18 protein-coding genes and 1 other RNA gene are annotated in these 19,964 nt (G+C 44.2%); 6 read left to right on the forward strand and 13 right to left on the reverse strand.

From position 1 onward, the window contains the following. Positions 1–58: 58 nt before the first annotated feature. From rnpB to RWY97_RS03065, 4 genes are all read left to right on the forward strand, one after another. An RNA gene (gene rnpB, locus RWY97_RS03050) (RNase P RNA component class A) lies at positions 59–442 on the forward strand. A 63-nt stretch (positions 443–505) separates the two neighbouring features. Beyond that, positions 506–1,831 carry a YihY/virulence factor BrkB family protein gene (locus RWY97_RS03055; protein WP_273178234.1) on the forward strand — a complete coding sequence of 442 codons (1,326 nt, stop codon included), beginning with the start codon at positions 506–508 and terminating at the stop codon, positions 1,829–1,831. 16 nt (positions 1,832–1,847) lie between these two features. Further along, positions 1,848–2,246: a hypothetical protein gene (locus tag RWY97_RS03060; RefSeq protein ID WP_315565467.1), complete on the forward strand. Its 399-nt coding sequence runs from the start codon at positions 1,848–1,850 to the stop codon at positions 2,244–2,246. A gap of 121 nt (positions 2,247–2,367) precedes the next feature. Next, the gene (locus RWY97_RS03065) at positions 2,368–2,784 is read left to right on the forward strand and encodes a YkvA family protein (RefSeq protein WP_021584342.1); all 417 of its coding nucleotides are present in this window, start codon (positions 2,368–2,370) and stop codon (positions 2,782–2,784) included. A gap of 18 nt (positions 2,785–2,802) precedes the next feature. Here the strand turns inward: RWY97_RS03065 and RWY97_RS03070 are convergent, their stop codons facing one another. The 13 genes from RWY97_RS03070 to RWY97_RS03130 all read right to left on the reverse strand — a co-directional run bounded on the left by RWY97_RS03070 (position 2,803) and on the right by RWY97_RS03130 (position 18,332). Further along, a complete protein-coding gene (locus tag RWY97_RS03070; protein WP_315565469.1) occupies positions 2,803–4,551 on the reverse strand; it encodes an AAA family ATPase in 1,749 nt (582 codons plus the stop codon). Between the two features lie 12 nt (positions 4,552–4,563). Further along, entirely contained in the window at positions 4,564–7,053 is a 2,490-nt protein-coding gene (locus tag RWY97_RS03075) for a transglycosylase domain-containing protein (protein WP_315565471.1), read from the reverse strand. A gap of 73 nt (positions 7,054–7,126) precedes the next feature. After that, on the reverse strand, positions 7,127–8,026 hold the full coding sequence (miaA, locus tag RWY97_RS03080; protein WP_024991303.1) for a tRNA (adenosine(37)-N6)-dimethylallyltransferase MiaA: 900 nt from the start codon (positions 8,024–8,026) through the stop codon (positions 7,127–7,129). Positions 8,027–8,062: 36 nt separating this feature from the next. After that, positions 8,063–8,833, reverse strand: coding sequence for an acyl-ACP--UDP-N-acetylglucosamine O-acyltransferase (lpxA, locus tag RWY97_RS03085; RefSeq protein WP_273178240.1), 771 nt, complete (start codon positions 8,831–8,833; stop codon positions 8,063–8,065). Between the two features lie 9 nt (positions 8,834–8,842). Next, on the reverse strand, positions 8,843–10,228 hold the full coding sequence (locus RWY97_RS03090) for a bifunctional UDP-3-O-[3-hydroxymyristoyl] N-acetylglucosamine deacetylase/3-hydroxyacyl-ACP dehydratase (protein WP_021584304.1): 1,386 nt from the start codon (positions 10,226–10,228) through the stop codon (positions 8,843–8,845). A 14-nt stretch (positions 10,229–10,242) separates the two neighbouring features. Next, positions 10,243–11,274, reverse strand: a complete 1,032-nt coding sequence (lpxD, locus tag RWY97_RS03095; RefSeq protein ID WP_315565475.1) for a UDP-3-O-(3-hydroxymyristoyl)glucosamine N-acyltransferase — start codon at positions 11,272–11,274, stop codon at positions 10,243–10,245. A gap of 472 nt (positions 11,275–11,746) precedes the next feature. After that, the gene (gene pyrF, locus RWY97_RS03100; protein ID WP_273178035.1) at positions 11,747–12,571 is read right to left on the reverse strand and encodes an orotidine-5'-phosphate decarboxylase; all 825 of its coding nucleotides are present in this window, start codon (positions 12,569–12,571) and stop codon (positions 11,747–11,749) included. 12 nt (positions 12,572–12,583) lie between these two features. Next, entirely contained in the window at positions 12,584–13,696 is a 1,113-nt protein-coding gene (gene prfA / locus RWY97_RS03105) for a peptide chain release factor 1 (RefSeq protein WP_024991306.1), read from the reverse strand. Positions 13,697–13,698: 2 nt separating this feature from the next. After that, positions 13,699–14,862, reverse strand: a complete 1,164-nt coding sequence (locus RWY97_RS03110) for an AIR synthase-related protein (RefSeq protein WP_315565477.1) — start codon at positions 14,860–14,862, stop codon at positions 13,699–13,701. Between the two features lie 17 nt (positions 14,863–14,879). Continuing rightward, entirely contained in the window at positions 14,880–15,626 is a 747-nt protein-coding gene (locus RWY97_RS03115) for a shikimate dehydrogenase family protein (protein ID WP_024991308.1), read from the reverse strand. Between the two features lie 42 nt (positions 15,627–15,668). Further along, the gene (gene ubiE, locus RWY97_RS03120) at positions 15,669–16,403 is read right to left on the reverse strand and encodes a bifunctional demethylmenaquinone methyltransferase/2-methoxy-6-polyprenyl-1,4-benzoquinol methylase UbiE (RefSeq protein ID WP_315565479.1); all 735 of its coding nucleotides are present in this window, start codon (positions 16,401–16,403) and stop codon (positions 15,669–15,671) included. Positions 16,404–16,410: 7 nt separating this feature from the next. Beyond that, complete coding sequence (locus RWY97_RS03125; protein ID WP_315565545.1) at positions 16,411–17,358, reverse strand: phosphoribosylaminoimidazolesuccinocarboxamide synthase; 948 nt, start codon at positions 17,356–17,358, stop codon at positions 16,411–16,413. A 26-nt stretch (positions 17,359–17,384) separates the two neighbouring features. Beyond that, the gene (locus tag RWY97_RS03130; RefSeq protein ID WP_315565480.1) at positions 17,385–18,332 is read right to left on the reverse strand and encodes a PhoH family protein; all 948 of its coding nucleotides are present in this window, start codon (positions 18,330–18,332) and stop codon (positions 17,385–17,387) included. A gap of 138 nt (positions 18,333–18,470) precedes the next feature. Between RWY97_RS03130 and RWY97_RS03135 the strand changes: the two genes are divergently transcribed. Then, positions 18,471–19,301 carry a DUF5715 family protein gene (locus RWY97_RS03135; protein ID WP_315565482.1) on the forward strand — a complete coding sequence of 277 codons (831 nt, stop codon included), beginning with the start codon at positions 18,471–18,473 and terminating at the stop codon, positions 19,299–19,301. 67 nt (positions 19,302–19,368) lie between these two features. After that, positions 19,369–19,947, forward strand: coding sequence for a hypothetical protein (locus tag RWY97_RS03140; RefSeq protein WP_315565483.1), 579 nt, complete (start codon positions 19,369–19,371; stop codon positions 19,945–19,947). Positions 19,948–19,964: the final 17 nt, after the last annotated feature.

Here is a 19,964-nt window from a genome sequence, read left to right on the forward strand (position 1 = left end):
TAAAAACAGGGACCTATTATCTGTTATCAATAAAATTGACTATCTTTGCATATTGAAAGCAGTGTTTCGGCGCTGCCACCGGTACCGTTTTACGGTGCGGGAGGAAAGTCCGGGCAGCATAGGGCGCTCCACTTCCGAAAATAGAAGCTATTGGTAACAGTAGGTTAAGGCAGAAGAAAACAACCGCCATTCCTATGAATGGCAAGGGTGAGAAGGCGGTGTAAGAGACCACCAACAGATGGGTGATCATCTGGTTGTGCCCGCTGGAGGCTGCAAGTTCGCGTAAACCATCGTATACGGGTTGCCCGCTCGTTCCGATAAGGGCGATGGAGGGTAGAACGCTTGAGCTGTGGGGTGACTCACAGATTAGATAAATGGCAGGCACTCTGATGCCTGAAAAGACATCGGGGAACAGAACCCGGCTTACAGAAACACTGCTTTCGTTTTTTCGATTCGCCTGTCATATGGACACAGGGAATACTGTAACCCTTTGCAAACAGAACCGATGAGCAAGAAAATTCAAGATATCATACAGTTTATCAAGGTAGATATCTGGCGGCTGAAACCGACCGAAGTGTCTCCGCCTTATAGCTTTGCAGTGAGTGCTTTGAAAAAGTTGCTGCTGGCAGTGAGATTCTTTACGACAAAAGGTGTATTCGAGTCGGCTGCAGCACTCACATATTCTACAATCTTGGCGATCGTTCCCATTTCAGCAGTTGTCTTCGCAATTGCTCGAGGTTTCGGTTTTTCCAAATATATTGAAGATTGGTTTCGCAATGCATTTTCCAGTCAGCCACAAGCTGCCGATACAATTATCCGTTTCGTGAATTCTTATTTGGTGCATACGCACAGTGGTGTTATTTTAGGTATCGGACTTGTCTTTATGTTGTGGACTGTACTGATGCTCACTCGAAATATTGAGCAGACATTCAATAATATTTGGCAAGTGGAACGCGAACGGAGCTTAGTTCGTACGGTAACCGACTACCTGGCAATGTTTTTTATGCTGCCCATCATCATTATTTTGATTTCCGGTGTATCAGTGTTTCTTACTGCGGTGGTTAAGCAGACGCACGAATATCTGCTTTTGGGGCCGATGATGCGTCTCGCCATAGATATAATGCCGTATATTATAATGTCTGCGGTCTTCATCGCACTCTATGTCTTTATGCCTAATACTAAGGTTAAGATAGGGTACACGATCATACCAGGCATACTGGCAGGCGTGGCTATGCAACTGCTACAACTGTTCTACGTGCACTGTCAGATATTTCTCTCGAGCTATAATGCGGTATATGGTTCGTTTGCAGCATTGCCTCTCTTTATGCTGTGGGTACAGATTTCGTGGACGATTTGTTTGTTCGGTGCCGAGTTGAGTTATACCAATCAAAATTTAGAGGCTTTTGCTTTTTTGGCTAAAACAGATGATATAAGCCATCGTTATCGTCTGATGATGAGCGCCCTGTTGCTTAGTAAGATTTGCAAACGTTTTGCTGAGGGGCGCAAACCTTATTCAGCACTTGAACTGAAACTAGAGACGGGCATTCCAATCCGTGTTACGACCGATTTACTTTACGATATGGTAAAAGTCCATCTGCTGAGCGAGAGTATTGGCGGAAAGCGTTCTGATGACACGATTTTATTTCAACCGGCCGAGGCTTTAGAGCATATCACCGTAGGAACATTAACAGATCGTCTTGAAGCTATTGGAAGCTGGCGGCTCGATTTGGATTTACATCTGCACATAGATAGCCCTGCTTGGCGACAGGTAATGCAATCTCGCGATCGATATCTCAGCCATTTGAGAATGATCAAAGTGCAAGACTTATGACAATAAAGAGATGAATATGGAAACGATAATTATTGATTATGAGCACGTAGTGACTGACAAAATTGCTGCCCACACAGGAGATCCCGGTTTTCCGAACATCACTGATTATGGGATTACACGTAAACAATTGGATGATTATCTCTTTGACAAACAGGTAATCCTTGATAGTCGAGGTACGGAAAAATCCCAATACACAGTTCTGGGTATCTGCATCATTATTCCAGTGTTGATTCTTTCTGCTATTCCTGATCAACTCGTACCCGGCGGCGGATGGTCTCTCTTTTTGGGAGTAGGTGTCGGTTTAGTGATTGCTCTGATCGTCCGATTGCTCACGGCCTTATTTATCAAGAGACGTCTCTGCAAGATTCGTGATGAGAAAATCGAGTGTTATATAGCAGAAGTGTTGAAATATTAACAGAATAAGTTGATGAAATAACGAGTGAACAAGTTGATGAAGGAATGCAAATTTCTAGCAGCTGATTTGCTTACTCGTCAGCTTGTCGACTCATTTACTGATCATTTAAAAGACGATTAAAATGGATTTGACACAACTTCCCGACTTTATGAAATATAAAGATAAGTTCACACAAAATGGATTTGTTGAAAAAATATCTCGTATTGCTAAGCGTGCGGGTGTTAAATTAGTATATGCTGCCCTTATTCTCTATTATACTTTGGAGAGTGATCGGGTGTCCATTAAAGACAAAGCTATCATTATCGGTGCTTTGGGTTATCTGATTAGTCCTTTGGATGTTATCCCTGATGCTATCCCCATAGCCGGTCTTGGAGACGACTTAGCAGTCTTGATATATGTCCTTCGCAAAGTTTGGGATGAGGTTTCTGATGATGTAAAAGCCAAGGCTAAAACTAAATTGTCTCAATGGTTTGATGGTGACGAACTATCAAAAGTCGATAATCTTTTTGTTGATACTCCCGACGACCAACCGGTTTGATGACTATCGGTAAGTCGATTATGATTTATTCTTTCTCAATTTCTTGATCCTTCGTTTAGCTTCTGATACTTCGGGACATAGTTCGAGGGCCTTTTCGTAATTGCGGATAGCAGCTTTAGCCATATGCTCCCGCTCGCAATCGCGGCCCATTATTGTGTATTCTATAGCCAAACGTTTTAAGAATTCTTCCTTTGAACGAATGATTTCACGTAGGCGGAAAAGCTCTTCTTGCTGTCGGTTGATGATGTTCAGTTTGCGACGGATGAGTCGTTTAGCGGTAGGTTGTTCTATATCGTAACGGCTGTGAATGGCCAGAAAGAAACAGTCAAGAGCTGTTTGCATATCCCCTTTATCGAAGGCAGCTGCAGCTTCATAGTATGCTCTGTCGGCTTTACTTTGTTGTAGGGCTGTATGAATAGTGTTTGTGTTATTGAAATTGCGTGAGAAATGGATTACTTCGGGACGGACGAAGATGTTGCTACGCTGAATCGGCTCGCTGAGACTGAGACCTTCGAGCGATGTGCAGCGTGAGAGCGCCACATAAGTCTGACCGCCTGCAAAGATGCCTCCGGTGAAATCGATTTTCACGTGATCGAAAGTGAGCCCCTGACTTTTGTGTACTGTGATGGCCCAAGCCAGTCGGAGAGGGAATTGCTTGTATGTTCCGATCTCCTTTTCTTCTATTTTTTGCTCTTTCTTATTGAAAGAATAACATACGTTTCTCCATATTTCGCGCTCTACTTCGAGGTCACGCCCATCCTCGGTACGTACATAAATGCGGGCGCTTTGCGGCTCGTCGCTGATACCGATGATGATCCCAAGAGTTCCGTTAACCCACCGTTTGTCTTTGTCATTTTTGATAAAGAGAACCTGTGAACCTATTTTCAGCTCTAAATTGATTGGTGTAGGAAGCGTATTTTCAGGAAATTCGCCGGTGATGGAACCGTGGAAGTGGATAGATTCACCCGGAAGTAATTCTAATTGACGGGTGTTAATGTAATCGACTGTATCTCTTCTGCCCGCTAAAGTAATAGCGAGCTTACCGGTATTAGCATCTACCGGGGCTCCCACCCGGTGGTTAAGCGAAATCAGATCAGCATCACTCACTTGTGCCGTACGTATATGGTCGAGGATGTGGATAAACTGCGGGTCGCGTTGTCGGTATGTTTTTATAAGTTCAATAGAAACCAGTTGCATCTCGCGAAATACTTGAGCTTCGAAAAAATAGCCGAATTTGTAAAAAACTTGTAGCAATTCGCGGTCACTCTCTGTCACTACAGGCTGCAATTGATAGACGTCGCCGACTAGCAATAATTGCTTACCTCCAAAAGGTTCACGCATATTTCGACTATAAATTCGCAGCACTTTGTCGATGAAATCGATAATATCAGCCCGAACCATACTGATTTCGTCGATGATGATCAGTTCTACTTCACGAAGAATTTTGAGCTTTTCACCGTTGTATTTCAGTGTATTACGGATATTACGAACATTATATTGCGAGTCGTTTGGCAATAAGGGATGGAATGGCAGTTTAAAGAAACTATGCAGGGTTGCACCTCCTGCGTTGATGGCTGCAATGCCTGTGGGAGCCAGAATGATGTGTTTTTTCTTGGTGGTAGCGGCAATATAACGCAAGAAAGTAGATTTACCCGTCCCCGCTTTACCGGTGAGGAAAAGCGAACGACGGGTAAACTGTATGATTTGAAGTGCATTCTGTAACTCAGAATTGTCTAAATCGATGTCTTCAAAATAGGTCTCGGCCACGGTCGTTTGGACTCACAAGTCATCTAAATTCACCTCACGCTCAGTGGGGCGAGTACGTTTTCCCTCCTTTTTCTCAGTCTTATCGCTTTCTCCCTCATTCGGAATTGCAGGCTGGACGATGGGATTGCCATTCTCGTCAAGCATCACTTCGCCCTCAGAAACAATCGTACTGTCACTATGGGTGGTGTCTCGACGCACTGGTGTATAATAGCTTGCGCAGTTGTACATATCGCGCGTGATATCATCATCTTTGGCCGGTGGAAACTTGCTGTGATAATGTTTGAATGCCGGATCTTTGAAAACGGCCTGCAAAAAATAACCACATATCGGCAGGGCCGTACGACTGCCCTGCCCCAAAGCTCCTGTGCGGAAATGGATCGACCTGTATTCACCGCCCACCCAAGCACCAACAACGAGCTTAGGACTTACGCCCATAAACCACGCATCAGAATGATTATTCGATGTTCCGGTTTTACCGCCGAAGTCGGTATCGCGATAATTGCCCACATATCCCCATAAAGCCATTGATGTTCCACCAGGTTCACGCATTCCGCTTTCTAACAATTGCTGAACGAGAAATGCACTTTTATACGGTATTGCCTGCTCTTCGCCTGTGGGGACAGCATAAACTTCATTGCCGTCTTTATCTAAGATGCGAGTCACTAAGACTGGTTCGTGATGCTTCCCATCATTGGCCACCGTTGCATAAGCATTTACCATCTCGAGCAAATTAACATCGCTCGAACCCAAGGCAAGCGATGGTGCGTTGTCTAATGGACTCTTTATACCCATCTTATGAGCTGTCTCGATAATACGCGAGATTCCCATTTCTTGTCCCAAACGCACAGCCACAGAATTGATACTGCGTGCAAACGCTGACTTCAAGGCCATCGAATCGCCTGAAAAAGAGCCGTTGGCATTGGAAGGCGTCCACGTTGTCATCTCGTGTTTACGTTTGTCATACACTTGCATCGAGATATATTCATCGCGCCGTTTATCACAAGGCGTCAGCCCCTGATTCATTGCTTCGGTATAGACAAAGAGTTTAAACGTAGATCCGGGTTGGCGCATTGCTGTTACTTTATCATATTTCCACGAGTTGAAATCGATGTCGCCTACCCATGCTTTCACTGCTCCTGTCTGCGGTTCCATCGCTAAAAAGGCGCAATGCATAAAGTGAACCATATACCGAATGGAGTCCATCGTAGACAGTTCTTTCTCAATTGTACCCTTTTCATAATCAAACAACTTGACGGTATGTGGTTTATTGAGATAATATTTAATGGAATCAGGATTGTTGGGAAACCTTGCCACTAATGACTTATACACGGGTTGGCGTTGGGCTATGCCCTCAATGAAATTAGGAATCACCTTTCCATTCTCATCGATCCACGGGTCGCGGTTGCCCCAATGATTGTTGAAGTTGCGCTGTATCTGTTTCATCTGCTTGATAGCTGCATCTTCGGCATATTTCTGTAAACGTGTGTCGATGGTGGTGTATATTTTCAATCCGCTACTGTAAAGATCGTAACCGTTGTCGCGACACCAGTCTTTGAGATAGTCAGCAACAGCTTCGCGGAAGTATTTTGCTTGCCCGTCATAATTGGTTTCAACACTATAATTAAGCTTGATCGGTTCTACCGAGAGCGAGTCAAACACTTGTTTGGACAAATCTCCATGTGCAACCATATTGTTCAAAACCACATTCCGACGCCGAAGACTGTTTTGCGGATTGGTAATAGGGTTGTAGTGCGTAGTGGCTTTGAGCATACCTACAAGTACGGCGGCCTGTTCTGTGGTAATATTTTTAGGTGTTGTGTTGAAGTAAGTCTTACAAGCCGTTTTGATTCCAAAGGCATTCGAGCCGAAGTCTACGGTATTGGCGTACATCGTAATGATGTCTTTCTTATCGTAAAGCATTTCGAGTTTCAAGGCAATAATCCATTCCTTGCTTTTCATTACAAGTATGCGAATACCCGGAATCTTACCAATGAGCCCTGTGGAATATTGTGTTCGCACACGAAACATATTCTTAGCCAACTGCTGGGTGATAGTAGATGCACCGCGCGCATCGTGGTGAATGAGTGCGTCTTTCATTGCTGCAAACATTCCTTGGAAGTCAATGCCGAAGTGATGATAGAACCTTTCATCCTCTGTATCTACCAAAGCGTGCCAAAATTGTGGGTTTACCTCATCGTATTTGACAGGAGTTCGGTTTTCATTGAAGTATTTTCCGATGAGCTTGTTGTCTGCACTGTAAATTTCGGAAGCCTCTGATGTGTTGGGATGCATAATCTGGGCGAACCCCGGAGACTTACCGAACAACCAAAGAAAGTTGATGTCTACCATCCCGAGATACAAGAAAAGGGCAAGGGTACTTGATACAAATGCAACGCAAGTCTTGGTATACCACGCTCTGCCTTTATACAAACCTTTGTACCAAAGCCAAAAAACACGAGGCCTTCTAATGATCCAAGAGAATGCTTTCTGAACCTTATTCATAATCGTTTCACTGTTTTCTGCTGATCGGGCAGAGAGTTTTTAGAATCACAAAAATACAAAAATAAGTTCGTATTCAGCATTTTTCATCTATATAATTTATGATTTCTTCAATGTTGTCAGGTGCAAACCATCGGATATCTACATCTCGTTTGAACCACGTAAGCTGTTTACGACAATACTGTCGAGTATTCGACTGAATACGCCTAACAGCCTCTTCTAATGGAATTTGACCTGAAAAATAATCGAAGAGCTCACGATAGCCTACAGTGTTGAGGGCATTCAGTTCGCGATAAGGATACACACGCCGTGCTTCTTCAAGCAATCCGTTGGTTATCATCTGCTCAACGCGTTTGTTGATACGATCATATAGTTCTTCACGAGGGCGGTTCAACCCCACCTTTATGATATGAAATGGTCGCTTTTTGACAGTATTCCGGCGAAAAGATGAATAGGTTTGGCCCGTCATATGGCATATTTCTAAGGCGTGAACAATTCTTCGCGGATTATTCCGATCAACGATTTTGTAGTGTACCGGATCAAGTGTCCGAAGCTCTTCTACCAATGCAGGTAATCCCTCGTCAGCCAAACGTCGTTTCATCCATTGACGAGTATTGTCATCAACGGTGGGTATATCGTCAATACCTTTACATACAGCGTCTATATACATCATACTACCGCCTGACAGAATAACTCGTTTTTGTCCTGTAAGAAATAGTTGATTGAGCAATGAAAGAACATCTTTCTCAAAACAAGCAGCACTATAATAATCTTGGATACTGTGATTCCCGACAAAAAAGTGTTGCACACATCGTTGCTGTTCTGCCGTGGGCGCGGCCGTACCGATAGGCAATTCTCTGAATATCTGGCGTGAGTCGGCATTGATAATTGGACTTATTTCGTGTTTGGCAAGCTGTAAACACGTTTCCGTTTTACCGACACCAGTGGGACCAACAACGACGATCAGCGTATTCATCGGATTGAAAATGCAAACCGCACGACACGATTTAGCCTACTTGATAATACCTCGTCCGGATGATTCTACAAAGTCGATGATGTACTGAATTTCCGGAGTTATGCGCAGATTCTTTTTGATTTCGAGGATACCTTCGGCTCGGACACCTTTTGAATAGAGCAGACGATAAGCCTCGTGAATAAGTTCTATCAGTTCGTTACTGAATCCGCGGCGACGTAATCCCACAATGTTGATACCCGCATAACGTATCGGTTCTTTCCCTGCAATCACGTAAGGCGGCACGTCCTGACTTGTACGACTACCGCCTTGCACCATCACATAGCCACCGATATGGCAGAACTGGTGACACAAAACCTCTGCACTGACAATCGCATTATCATCTACTACGACCTCGCCTCCAAATTTTGTGGAATTCCCGATGATGAGATTTGATCCGAAAATACAGTCATGTGCAATGTGCATATTCTCCATCAAAAGGTTATTATTACCCACAATCGTGGTACCTTTCGAGGCTGTTCCGCGCGAGATAGTTACATTTTCGCGAATACTATTGTTGTCGCCGATCTCGCAAGTTGAGTCTTCCCCTTTAAACTTCAAGTCCTGAGGCTTGGTAGAAACACTTGCGCCGGGAAAGATTTCATTGCCGTTTCCCAGTCTGGCTCCATAGTTAATGGTAACGCTGTTTTGAAAAATATTATTGTCACCGATGACCGTATTGCGATCGATAAAACAGAAAGGGCCGATGACATTACCGTTGCCGAGCTTGGCTTCCGGGTGTACGTAGGCTAATGGACTGATCTTATTCATAACCGTTCATCATTTATTCTTAACAATCTGTGCCGTAAATGTGGCTTCCGAAACAACGTGATCGCCAACGAACATATAGCCTTTCATCGAGCTGACACCGTGTCTTACGGGGTGTAAAAGTTCTACTCTGAATAGCAAAGTATCGCCTGGAACCACTTTTTGACGGAACTTTACCTCGTCGATTTTCATAAAATAAGTAGACCATCGTTCAGGTTCTTCAAGCTGATTGAGTACCAACAGACCACCGCATTGCGCCATTGCCTCGATTTGCAAGACACCGGGCATTACCGGTTCTTGGGGGAAATGACCTACAAAAAACGGTTCGTTGCTCGTTACATTCTTGACTCCGACGATACTATTAGGCCCCATTGAAATGATTTTGTCTACCAATTGCATCGGATAACGATGTGGAAGCAACTCGCGAATGCGACTGTTATCCATTACGGGTGGGTCGTTTGGATCATAAATAGGTGCTTGAATTTCGTGTTTTCGGATTTCTTTGCGAATCAAACGGGCAAATTTGTTATTAATGGTATGTCCCGGACGTGTTGCGACAATACGCCCTTTGATAGGCTTTCCGATTAAAGCCATGTCGCCGATGACATCGAGCAGTTTATGACGAGTGCATTCATTCTCCCAAACTAACGGTTTGTGCTGGATATATCCCAGCTTAGTGGCATCCATATGAGACACTTTTAACTGGTCGGCTAATTGGTCCAAGAGCGCTTGGTTGGTCTGACGCTCATAGATAACAATGGCATTATCCAAGTCGCCGCCTTTGATCAAGTTAGCCTTTAACAGCGGTTCGATGTCACGAACAAAGACGAATGTTCGTGCAGGAGCAATCTCTTCGGCAAAGTCATCGATATTATCAAGCGTTGCAAACTGGCTATTGATAAATTTGGAATCGAAAGAACACATCGCCGTAATGCTGAACTGGTCATCCGGGAGAATGGTAACACACGATCCGGTAGTCTCGTCCTTTACTTCGATTTTATGTCGGATGATGTAGTAGTCCTTAGGTGCACTCTGTTCTTCGAGGCCGATTTGATGGATTTTCTCAACATACATAGTAGCCGATCCGTCAAGAATCGGAAACTCAGGACCGTTGACTTGAATGAGGCAATTGTCCACTCCGAGGGCGTAAAGAGCCGCAAGTCCGTGTTCAACGGTAGATACACGCACATCACCTTTGGCTAAAATGGTGCCTCGCTGTGTGTCGACAACATTCTCGGCAATGGCATCTATGATAGGCTGACTCTCCAGGTCGATGCGTTGAATCTTATAACCCGTGTTCTCAGGAGCCGGATTAAAGGTAACGGTAAGGCTCAATCCCGTGTGCAAACCTTTGCCACAAAGAGAGAAACTACCTTTCAGTGTATTCTGTTTCAGCATAATTCTTCTCGTATTTATTTCTTTTCTAATTCTTCAATTCTCTTTTGTAGGGCATCGATTTGCTTATACATCTCCGGTAATTTGCGGAAGATGGCTTGCGACCTGAAATAATTCTTGGGCTTCATTGGAGGTGTCCCAATGAGCGCTTGGTCACTTTCCAGATTTCCGGGAACACCCGATTGAGCACCTAAGAATACTTTATCGCCAATAGTTATATGTCCGGCAATACCTACCTGACCGCCTAACATACACCAATTTCCAACCTTCGTGCTTCCGGCGATGCCCACTTGTGCTGACATCACCGTGTTTTCGCCAATATCTGTATTGTGAGCGATTTGTACCAAATTATCCAACTTTACACCTTTACGGATATGAGTGCTGCCCATTGTCGATCGATCGATACATGTGTTGGCGCCGATCTCTACATCATCTTCAATGGTCACGATGCCGATTTGCGGTATTTTATCATAGCCCTCAGATGTAGGAGCGAAACCAAATCCATCTGATCCGATCACGCTTCCTGCGTGAAGGATAACACGATGACCCAGTTTGCAACCGTGATAAACCGTGACATTAGGATAGATCACACAGTCTTCGCCCACCTTCACATTGTCACAGAGTACAGCGTGCGGATAAATTTGACTTCCGTTACCAACCTCTACACCGTCGCCGATATAGGCAAAGGCACCTACATAGCTGTTTTCACCGATTTTCGCTGTCGGCGAAACGAAAGCCAACGAATCGATACCGCACTTCTTGGATTTAGTCGATTCGTACATCTGTAACAGTTTGGCAACACACTCATAAGCATTTTTTACGCGTATCAGCGTTGTTGTGACGGGCTGAGTAAGCTCAATACTTTCATCGATCAGTACTACACTCGACTGTGTATTATATATATAATGTGTATATTTTGGATTTGATAAGAACGAGATTGCACCCGGAACGCCTTCCTCAATCTTGGCAAAAGTATTGACGATAGCACTTTCATCGCCATCGACTTTACCTTGAATAAACTGGGCAATCTGCCCTGCTGTAAACTCCATTTCTGTCAGTTACTTGATTTAATTCTGCAAATATAGCAATTTTTGGGCAGAAATGGGATCAAGAAATCTAATATTTGTCGTTTTTTTTGAAAGTTGACAGTTCATTGAAAAATAATAAGTGCCAAAACAATTTTACACAAATAGATTTTGGATTGAATATAAATCGTATGATACTAATATTTTTCGCTATATTGAAAGCGACCGAAACTAAGAGAAAATAATTACGGAATGTTCATTTCTCAATTGAAAAATAAAATGGCTGAAGTCTCAATAAAGTAGATGTTTAGATATAAGTGTTATCTTGCTGATTATCAGTTGTTTTTATTGTTTATTTTTGTTGTCTGATAATTAACGGCTTTTCGCATTGCAACTAATGATTAGTTGTGTTGTATTTAATGGCTTTTTACCTTACAATTAACCGTTAATCGAATACCGATTAACGGTTAATTATAACATAAAGAGAATGAGGGTGTTATCTAATATTCATTAATTCTATTTCCATCTGTTGTTGAAGCTCTTGTGCTTTCTGTGCAGCAACTTCGGCAAAGTCTGTACCTTGACTGGCATAAATGATGCCGCGACTGCTGTTGATAAGTAGTCCACAGTCTTCGATCATCCCATATCGGCACACCTCTTGCAGGCTCCCACCTTGTGCACCGACACCCGGAACTAAAAGAAAATGCGTGGGAGCGAGTCGCCGAATATCTTCAAACATCTGTCCTTGTGTAGCTCCAACAACATACATTATATGTTCGTTGTCGCCCCACATTTGTGATTTGCACAATACTTTTTCAAAAAGTCGCTCGCCACTGGCATCTTCTGTTAGTTGAAAATCACGCGAACCTTTATTGCTAGTCAATGTAAGCAGGATGACCCATTTATCAGGATAGGAGAGGAAAGGTGTTACACTATCTTCGCCCATATAAGGAGCAACAGTGAGTGCATCTATATTGTACTCCTCAAAAAAGGTACGAGCATACATTGCCGACGTATTACCGATATCGCCGCGTTTGGCATCAGCGATGATGAAATGCTGCGGATAAACGTCTTTCAGATAACATATAGTACGTTCGAAAGCCTGCATTCCTTTCACGCCCAAGCACTCGTAAAAGGCTAAATTGGGCTTATAAGCTACGCAGAAAGGAGCTGTCGCGTCAATGATCGCTTTGTTGAAGTCGAAGATCGGATCGTTGCTCGTTCGCAGAGGAGCAGGAATTTTGCGGACATCTGTATCTAAGCCTACGCACAAAAAGGTGCGTTTGGCAAAGATTTGTTCAATGAGTTGCTGTCTGTTCATAGATTAATGATTTTATAATTCACTTTCTTTCATTCGCTCGGCATTCTCTGCCACAGTGAGCGCATCAATCATATCTTGGATGTTTCCACCCAAAAAGCCTTGCAGATCGTGCGTCGTATAGCCGATACGATGGTCGGTAACGCGACCTTGGGGGAAGTTATAGGTACGGATTTTAGCCGAGCGATCGCCCGTAGAAACAAGACTTTTTCGGCGGTTTGCAATGTCATCGACATACTTCTGATGCTCTCTATCATAGATGAATGTACGCAGACGCGAAAGCGCTCGCTCTTTGTTCTTGGGCTGATCGCGCGTTTCAGTACACTCGATGAGTATTTCTTCCGTCTCGCCTGTGTTGGGATTCTTCCACGGATAACGTAGACGTACACCAGATTCTACCTTATTCACATTCTGTCCGCCGGCTCCCGAGCTACGAAACGTATCCCATTTAATGTCACCTTCGCTGATGTTGACTTCGAATTTATCGGCTTCGGGCAGCACGGCTACCGTTGCAGCCGAGGTGTGCATACGGCCCTGCGTCTCGGTGGCAGGCACTCGTTGAACACGGTGTACGCCTGATTCATATTTCAATATGCCGTAAACCCCGTTGCCGCTCACGGCAAAATCGATTTCCTTGAAGCCGCCCACTGCTCCTTCACTTGCACTGGTTACAGAGAGAGACCAACTCTTTGAGTCGCAGAATTTCTTATACATTTGAAATAGATCGCCTGCAAACAGGGCAGCCTCATCACCTCCTGCACCAGCGCGAATCTCCATCTGGACGTTCTTGGCATCTTCGGGATCTTTGGGAATAAGCGCCAGTTTGATCTCTTCTTCTATCCGGGGTTGCAGCGATTCATTGGTTTGCAGTTCCTCACGAGCCATTTCCCGCATATCGGGATCACTCTCATTAGTCAGCAAATCTTTGGCCTCACGGATAGCATTTAGACAATCGATGTAACGCTTGCGGGCGTCCATAATATCACCAAGTTCCTTATATTCGCGTGTAAGTTTGACGTAACGGTCTTGTTCTGCGATAACATTTGGATCAGTAATCAGCGTCGAAACTTCTTCATAACGGCTCTCCAAACCGTCTAATTTCTCTAATATTGTATTTTGTTCTGCCATATTTAATAGTTGAATGTTCCGTATTCGGAGTAGATGGTCAGCGCTCGTGGGCCTTCTTCTATATGTCCTATAACCTGCGCATCGATGCCGAATGACTGACTGATAGCCATAATCGCGTCGGCAATTTCGGGCTGAACGTATAACTCCATACGGTGACCCATATTGAAGACTTGGTACATCTCTTGCCACGGAGTGCCGCTTTCAGCTTGGATCATACGGAAAAGTGGGGGAGTGGGGAACAGATGATCTTTTACTACGCGACAGTTATCGCCCACGAAATGCAGCACTTTTGTCTGTGCGCCTCCGGTGCAATGCACCATTCCATGAATGTCAGCACGATGCTTATCCAGTACGCGTTTGATAACGGGTGCATACGTTCGCGTAGGCGAAAGCATCAATTGTCCGGCATCAAGAGATAGTCCTTCTATGGCATCTGTCAGTTTTTTGTGTCCACTGTAAACCAATTTCTCGGGCATATTGTGATCGAAACTCTCGGGATAAAGCGCCGCGAGATATTTTGAAAAGACATCGTGGCGGGCGCTGGTGAGTCCGTTACTGCCCATACCTCCATTATAACGGTCTTCATAAACAGCCTTACCCGTAGACGAAAGTCCCACAATTACGTCACCAGGTCGTATGTTGGCGTTATCGATTATATCAGCTCTTTTCATCCGACACATTACGGTTGAATCGACGATAATCGTGCGAACAAGGTCGCCGACATCAGCCGTTTCGCCGCCAGTGGGGTATATTCCGATGCCCATTCGGCGCATTTCGGCCAGCAGCTCGTCTGTTCCATTGATGATAGCAGCGATTACTTCGCCTGGCACCAATAGTTTATTGCGCCCGATTGTGCTTGAAACCAAGATGTTGTCTACGGCTCCCACACACAGCAAATCGTCTGTATTCATCACCACGGCATCCTGTGCAATGCCTTTCCAAACACGCAAGTTGCCCGTCTCTTTCCAGTACATATAAGCCAAAGCCGACTTTGTTCCTGCCCCGTCTGCATGCATAATGTTGCAATATTCGGGGTCGCCACCCAGCACATCAGGTATTATTTTACAGAAGGCTTGTGGATAAAGGCCTTTGTCAATATGCTTAATCGCATTGTGAACATCCTCTTTGGCGGCACTTACACCGCGCATCATATATCTGTTTTCCATATTGAAATGTGTCTGTTTTATCGTTCGTGCCAGAAGTCCCAACTTGCGAACGCTTGCAAAAGCAGCATTTCGAGACCGTTTTTAACGGTCGCTCCCTGCGCTTTTCCACGTTTCATAAAGAGCGTTTCGTCTGGATTGTAAATCAAATCGTATAAAAGCGTATGACTATTCATCGCTTCATAGGGTAGGTTAGGGCATTCGTCAGCGTGCGGATACATACCAACGGGCGTGCAATTAACGATTACATTATACTCGCGAATGTCTTCCGGCGTAAGCCTTTCATATTGAATTGTATTGGGATGGGTGTCACTGCGACTCACAAAAAGAGTTTTCAACCCGAGTGAACGCAGTCCATAATCGATCGCTTTGGATGCTCCGCCGGTGCCTAAAATAAGCGCTTTCTTATGGCAAGGCTCAAACAGAGGCTCAATACTCTTGCTGAAACCGATTACATCACTATTGTATCCTTTAAGCAAAGTCTTCTTTCCGTTGTGTGTTACACGTATCACGTTCACTGCTCCGATGGCTTCGGCTTCAGGCGTAATGGCATCCAGGTAGTCGATTACCTGTTCTTTGTACGGCAGGGTAACATTAAGCCCACATAAATTAGGCGTTGAATCAAGAATCTCTCGCAAGTTTTCAATAGACGGAATTTCATAGTTGATGTACTGCGCATCGATTCCTTCGTTCTCGAACTTCTCATTAAAGAAGCCCACCGAGAAAGAATGCCCCAGTGGATAGCCGATTAATCCATATTTATCCATCGCTCTTGGTTGTTATGTTCATAATATGTAGCAGACTAAAAACTATTTGGTTGCGAAATACATTGTGCAAACGCCGAATGTGAGTCGCCTGTAACTGGCCTTAGAAAAGCCTGCTTTACGCAGGATATCCACCATTCGATCGCCTTGTGGAAAGGCTTCAATGGTGGCCGTGAGATAGCGATAAGCTTCCTTATCTTTGGAAATCAGTCGGCCGTACAGGGGCAGAAACGTGTGCGAATAAACCTTGAACAGCCAGCGCATCGGGGCAGAAATGGGAGCGGTTAACTCGACAATGCTTAGGTGTCCGCCTTTTCTCAGCACTCGACACATTTCTGTCAATCCGCGGTCTAAATCTTGAAAGTTGCGTATTCCGAATGCTGCGGTTACGGCATCAAAAGTCTCGTCAGCAAAGGAAAGCGACAAACAGTCTTCTTTCTCGAACGAGATTATTCCCCGTAATTCCGCTTCTGCCACTTTTTTCTGGCCGATATCCATCATTCGTTGGGATATATCCACGCCCACAAGTCGACTTGGTTGCAATATCTGTGCAGCCAAAATAGCAAAATCGCCGGTGCCGGTCGCGATATCAAGTACCGTTTTCGGGGCAAAGGGTAATAACTGCTTAATAGCCCGTTTGCGCCAACCTTTATCAATATTCAACGACAAACGATGGTTCAGTGTGTCATAAGTGGGCGCGATACTATCGAACATCCGTTCCACTAATCGTCCCTTTTCGCCTAGGCCGTTGTAAGGCTTTATCTTCTCTTGTTCGTACATCGGGCATTTATCTCGAAGCCAAATAGGCTTTTACATTGCGTTCGATACGAGCGGAAATATCGCCATTCTCAATGGCTTTATCAAACTTCTGGCCTGTGATGTGCTCGTAAAGCTCAATATAGCGGTCGCTCACACTCTCGGCATAAGTATCTGTTATTTCGGGCATCGACTGTCCAGGCTCGTTCATAAAATCGTGTTCAATAAGCCATTGGCGCACAAACTCCTTAGAGAGTTGGCGTTGAGGCTCTCCCTTTTCAAACTTCTCTTCGTAGCCATCTGCATAAAAATAGCGACTGCTATCAGGTGTATGAATCTCATCGATAAGGTAAATCTTACCGTCACGTTTACCGAATTCGTATTTCGTGTCAACGAGAATGAGTCCCTGTTTAGCGGCTATTTCTTGTCCGCGACGAAATAGTTTGCGTGTGTAGTCTTCGATAATCGTGTAGTCTTCGGCCGTTACCACGCCTTGAGTGATAATCTCTTCACGCGAGATATTAAGGTCGTGCCCCTCATCGGCTTTAGTTGTCGGTGTAACGATAGGTTCGGGGAAACGTTGGTTTTCGCGCATACCTTCGGGCAATTTAACACCACACAACTCGCGCTCTCCGTCTTTATACGCACGCCAAGCACTACCCGTGAGGATGGAACGAATTATCATCTCCACCCTGAACCCTTCGCATTTAAGTCCCACGGTAACCATCGGGTCTGGCGTAGCGAGTTTCCAATTAGGGCAGATGTCGCGTGTAGCATCCAAAAACTGGGCTGCAATCTGATTGAGAACTTGCCCTTTAAAGGGAATGCCTTTGGGTAGAACGACATCGAAAGCAGATATTCTGTCGGTGGCAACCATCACCAGTAAGTCGTCGTCGATATTGTAAACGTCGCGTACCTTACCGTGATAAACACTCTTTTGTTTATCAAATCGGAAATCGGTTTTAGTCAGTGCTTGCATCATTTCTATCTTGTTTTAAGTCTGTTTCACTGTTCTTTGCCTTTGTCGTAAGTATCATAAGCATTTACGATCTTTGTTACCAGCTTGTGGCGCACAATGTCTTTCTGGCCTAACGTGATGACAGCAATATCGTCGATATTGCCCAATACCCGCAAGGCTTCACGCAAGCCGCTACGTTGTTCACGCGGAAGATCAATCTGGGTCATATCTCCCGTGATGATCATTTTGGTATTCCAGCCCATCCGAGTGAGGAACATCCGTATCTGTGCAGGCGTTGTATTCTGCGCTTCATCAAGTATAACTACTGCGTCACTCAATGTTCTGCCACGCATAAACGCCAATGGTGCAATCTGAATGACGTGCTTCTCCATCATATCTTGCAGTTTGACAGCTGGCAGCATATCTTCGAGCGCATCGTAAAGCGGCTGTAGATAAGGATCGATTTTATCTTTCATATCACCCGGAAGAAAGCCTAACTTTTCACCAGCTTCTACTGCCGGGCGACTGAGAATAATCTTTTTGGCCGTCTTCTCTTTCAAAGCCTTTACCGCTAAAGCAATACTGAGATAGGTTTTACCTGTTCCAGCTGGCCCTACGGCAAACAACATATCGTGTGTTTCGTATGCTTCGATGAGCTTCTGTTGGTTTTCGCTACGCCCTTTGATGGGTCTTCCTGAGATACTATATATGAGAACGCCTTTCACACTCTCTGCTTTGGTCTTACGATGCTTGATGATATCGAGGATGTCTTCTTCCGAAAGAGAGTTAAAACGTAGTAAATGCAGGCGTAGGTTCTCGGTGTTTTCTTCAAATTTACACATCTCTTCCTCATCGCCCAACACGCGAATGACATTATCTCTGGCTACGATGCGCAACTTCGGAAATAGCGACTTGATGACCTGCAAATTACCGTTGTTGACGCCATAAAACATCATCGGATCAATGTCTTCTAATAGGATATGCTTCTCTATCAATGTTGATAACCTTAAAAATCTTGATATTTCTGTTGCAAAAGTACATTAAAAATATGAAAGTTGCAAATAAATCGAATTGCGAATTTCAAGTTCTGAATTAATTTGTTACCTTTGCATACCAATTCGAGAGCATTCTGAATGAAACTTTCTAAAAACAGATATCTAAGCGGATTTGCTGTGATTGTGTTGTTATTAGCACTTGTTCGGCTGGTCTTTCCATCCGTAGCGAAACCGCTTTCACATACATCGAATTCCGACTCAATTACAAGCGAAAAATCAGATACCGTTAAATACACGACGATTAACGGCTTTTCTCACGATGATTTGCCGTTAAACGCAAGCCAATTAACAGCAAATCGCAAGGGGGCTCGATTCTTCCGTGCAGACGGGACAATTGCGAAGCATCGGATCAAGAGTGTTCCTCATTTCGGAAACGCATTTCCCGACCAAAACGATGTGCAATTGATCGCGGCTAACAAACACGGTGTTCAGCCTGTTATTGACCGCCAAGAGGCCGAGCGGCGCAAGTCGGAACTGGTGTATGTGGGTAGCAATCCTTTTTTCAGTGTAGATCGGTTGCACAGTAGTATCCCTTACTTAGTACCGCGGGCGGCCGTTCTGCTGCAAGATATCGGGCGTAATTTCTTCGACAGTTTGCAGTTGAAGGGTGTTCCGCTGCATAAAATCATTGTTACGAGTGTGATGCGGAGTAAGGCCGATGTAACCAAACTTCGTGGGCATAATGGCAATGCTACACAGAACAGTTGCCATCTTTACGGTACTACTTTCGATGTTTGCTATAACCGGTATAAAACTGTCGAGGCGCCCAACGGACCTCATCGGCGATCTGTTCGAAATGATACGCTGAAGTGGATATTAAGCGAAGTGCTTAACGACATACGTAAGTCGGGTAGGTGCTATATTAAATATGAGGTTCATCAGGGGTGTTTCCATATAACAGTGAGATGATATTTATATGCAAATACACAGTGTATTAATGTTATATCCGATGTGGAATAAAAGAAAAAGTAAATTAATGAAACTCTTTTTGAAGCTGATTATCGTCTTTATTTTATTTCTTTTTCCTTTTCTGATACAAGCTCAAACACCCATAGCGAATCGGGTGAAAGCTATGGCCAAGCATTTACCCGAAGGGGCGAATGTGATTGCAAAATACACGGATAATAAGCGTCACTGTTTGTATTATGGCTTACACAACCGCCTTTTCAGATACGATGTCATTAAAAATAAGAGTGAAAATGTCGAGTTCTCATCATCGGGATATGCCCGTATGCTCAATACTTTTGTCAGTCCCAAAGGTGATTTTATCTTTGTTGTAGTAGCAAAAATACAGGACGAAACAACTAAACCTTATGACAATGAGGAGCTATGGCGTTATGACTCTCATTCAAAAAAATCTTCGAAAATAGGTTCCGGCTTCAAAGTCGAGAAAAGAAAAGGTTGTTTTGTTATCAAGAAAGTGTCTAAAAAGAAAGATTCTATTCATCTGATGACTCGTCAACGATGGACGGCAAAGGATTACTATTTTGATTTAGATGGTCATATCATTTGGGGTAAGGACGAATATCAAATTGATTTACGTAAATTACGGTAATTGAAAAACGGGTATCG

Source organism: Hoylesella pleuritidis, assembly GCF_963541955.1.
In the GTDB taxonomy this organism is placed as follows: Bacteria; Bacteroidota; Bacteroidia; order Bacteroidales; family Bacteroidaceae; genus Prevotella; species Prevotella pleuritidis.

Coding starts and splice junctions, on each gene's coding strand:
- RWY97_RS03060 (WP_315565467.1), top strand. CDS start 1,848: ATGGAAACGATAATTATTGATTATGAGCACGTAGTGACTGACAAAATT.
- miaA (WP_024991303.1), bottom strand. CDS start 8,026: ATGAATACGCTGATCGTCGTTGTTGGTCCCACTGGTGTCGGTAAAACG.
- RWY97_RS03115 (WP_024991308.1), bottom strand. CDS start 15,626: ATGGATAAATATGGATTAATCGGCTATCCACTGGGGCATTCTTTCTCG.
- RWY97_RS03075 (WP_315565471.1), bottom strand. CDS start 7,053: ATGAATAAGGTTCAGAAAGCATTCTCTTGGATCATTAGAAGGCCTCGT.
- lpxA (WP_273178240.1), bottom strand. CDS start 8,833: ATGAATAAGATCAGTCCATTAGCCTACGTACACCCGGAAGCCAAGCTC.
- RWY97_RS03055 (WP_273178234.1), top strand. CDS start 506: ATGAGCAAGAAAATTCAAGATATCATACAGTTTATCAAGGTAGATATC.
- RWY97_RS03065 (WP_021584342.1), top strand. CDS start 2,368: ATGGATTTGACACAACTTCCCGACTTTATGAAATATAAAGATAAGTTC.
- RWY97_RS03135 (WP_315565482.1), top strand. CDS start 18,471: ATGAAACTTTCTAAAAACAGATATCTAAGCGGATTTGCTGTGATTGTG.
- prfA (WP_024991306.1), bottom strand. CDS start 13,696: ATGGCAGAACAAAATACAATATTAGAGAAATTAGACGGTTTGGAGAGC.
- RWY97_RS03090 (WP_021584304.1), bottom strand. CDS start 10,228: ATGCTGAAACAGAATACACTGAAAGGTAGTTTCTCTCTTTGTGGCAAA.
- RWY97_RS03110 (WP_315565477.1), bottom strand. CDS start 14,862: ATGGAAAACAGATATATGATGCGCGGTGTAAGTGCCGCCAAAGAGGAT.
- RWY97_RS03125 (WP_315565545.1), bottom strand. CDS start 17,358: ATGCAAGCACTGACTAAAACCGATTTCCGATTTGATAAACAAAAGAGT.
- RWY97_RS03140 (WP_315565483.1), top strand. CDS start 19,369: ATGAAACTCTTTTTGAAGCTGATTATCGTCTTTATTTTATTTCTTTTT.
- lpxD (WP_315565475.1), bottom strand. CDS start 11,274: ATGGAGTTTACAGCAGGGCAGATTGCCCAGTTTATTCAAGGTAAAGTC.
- ubiE (WP_315565479.1), bottom strand. CDS start 16,403: ATGTACGAACAAGAGAAGATAAAGCCTTACAACGGCCTAGGCGAAAAG.
- pyrF (WP_273178035.1), bottom strand. CDS start 12,571: ATGAACAGACAGCAACTCATTGAACAAATCTTTGCCAAACGCACCTTT.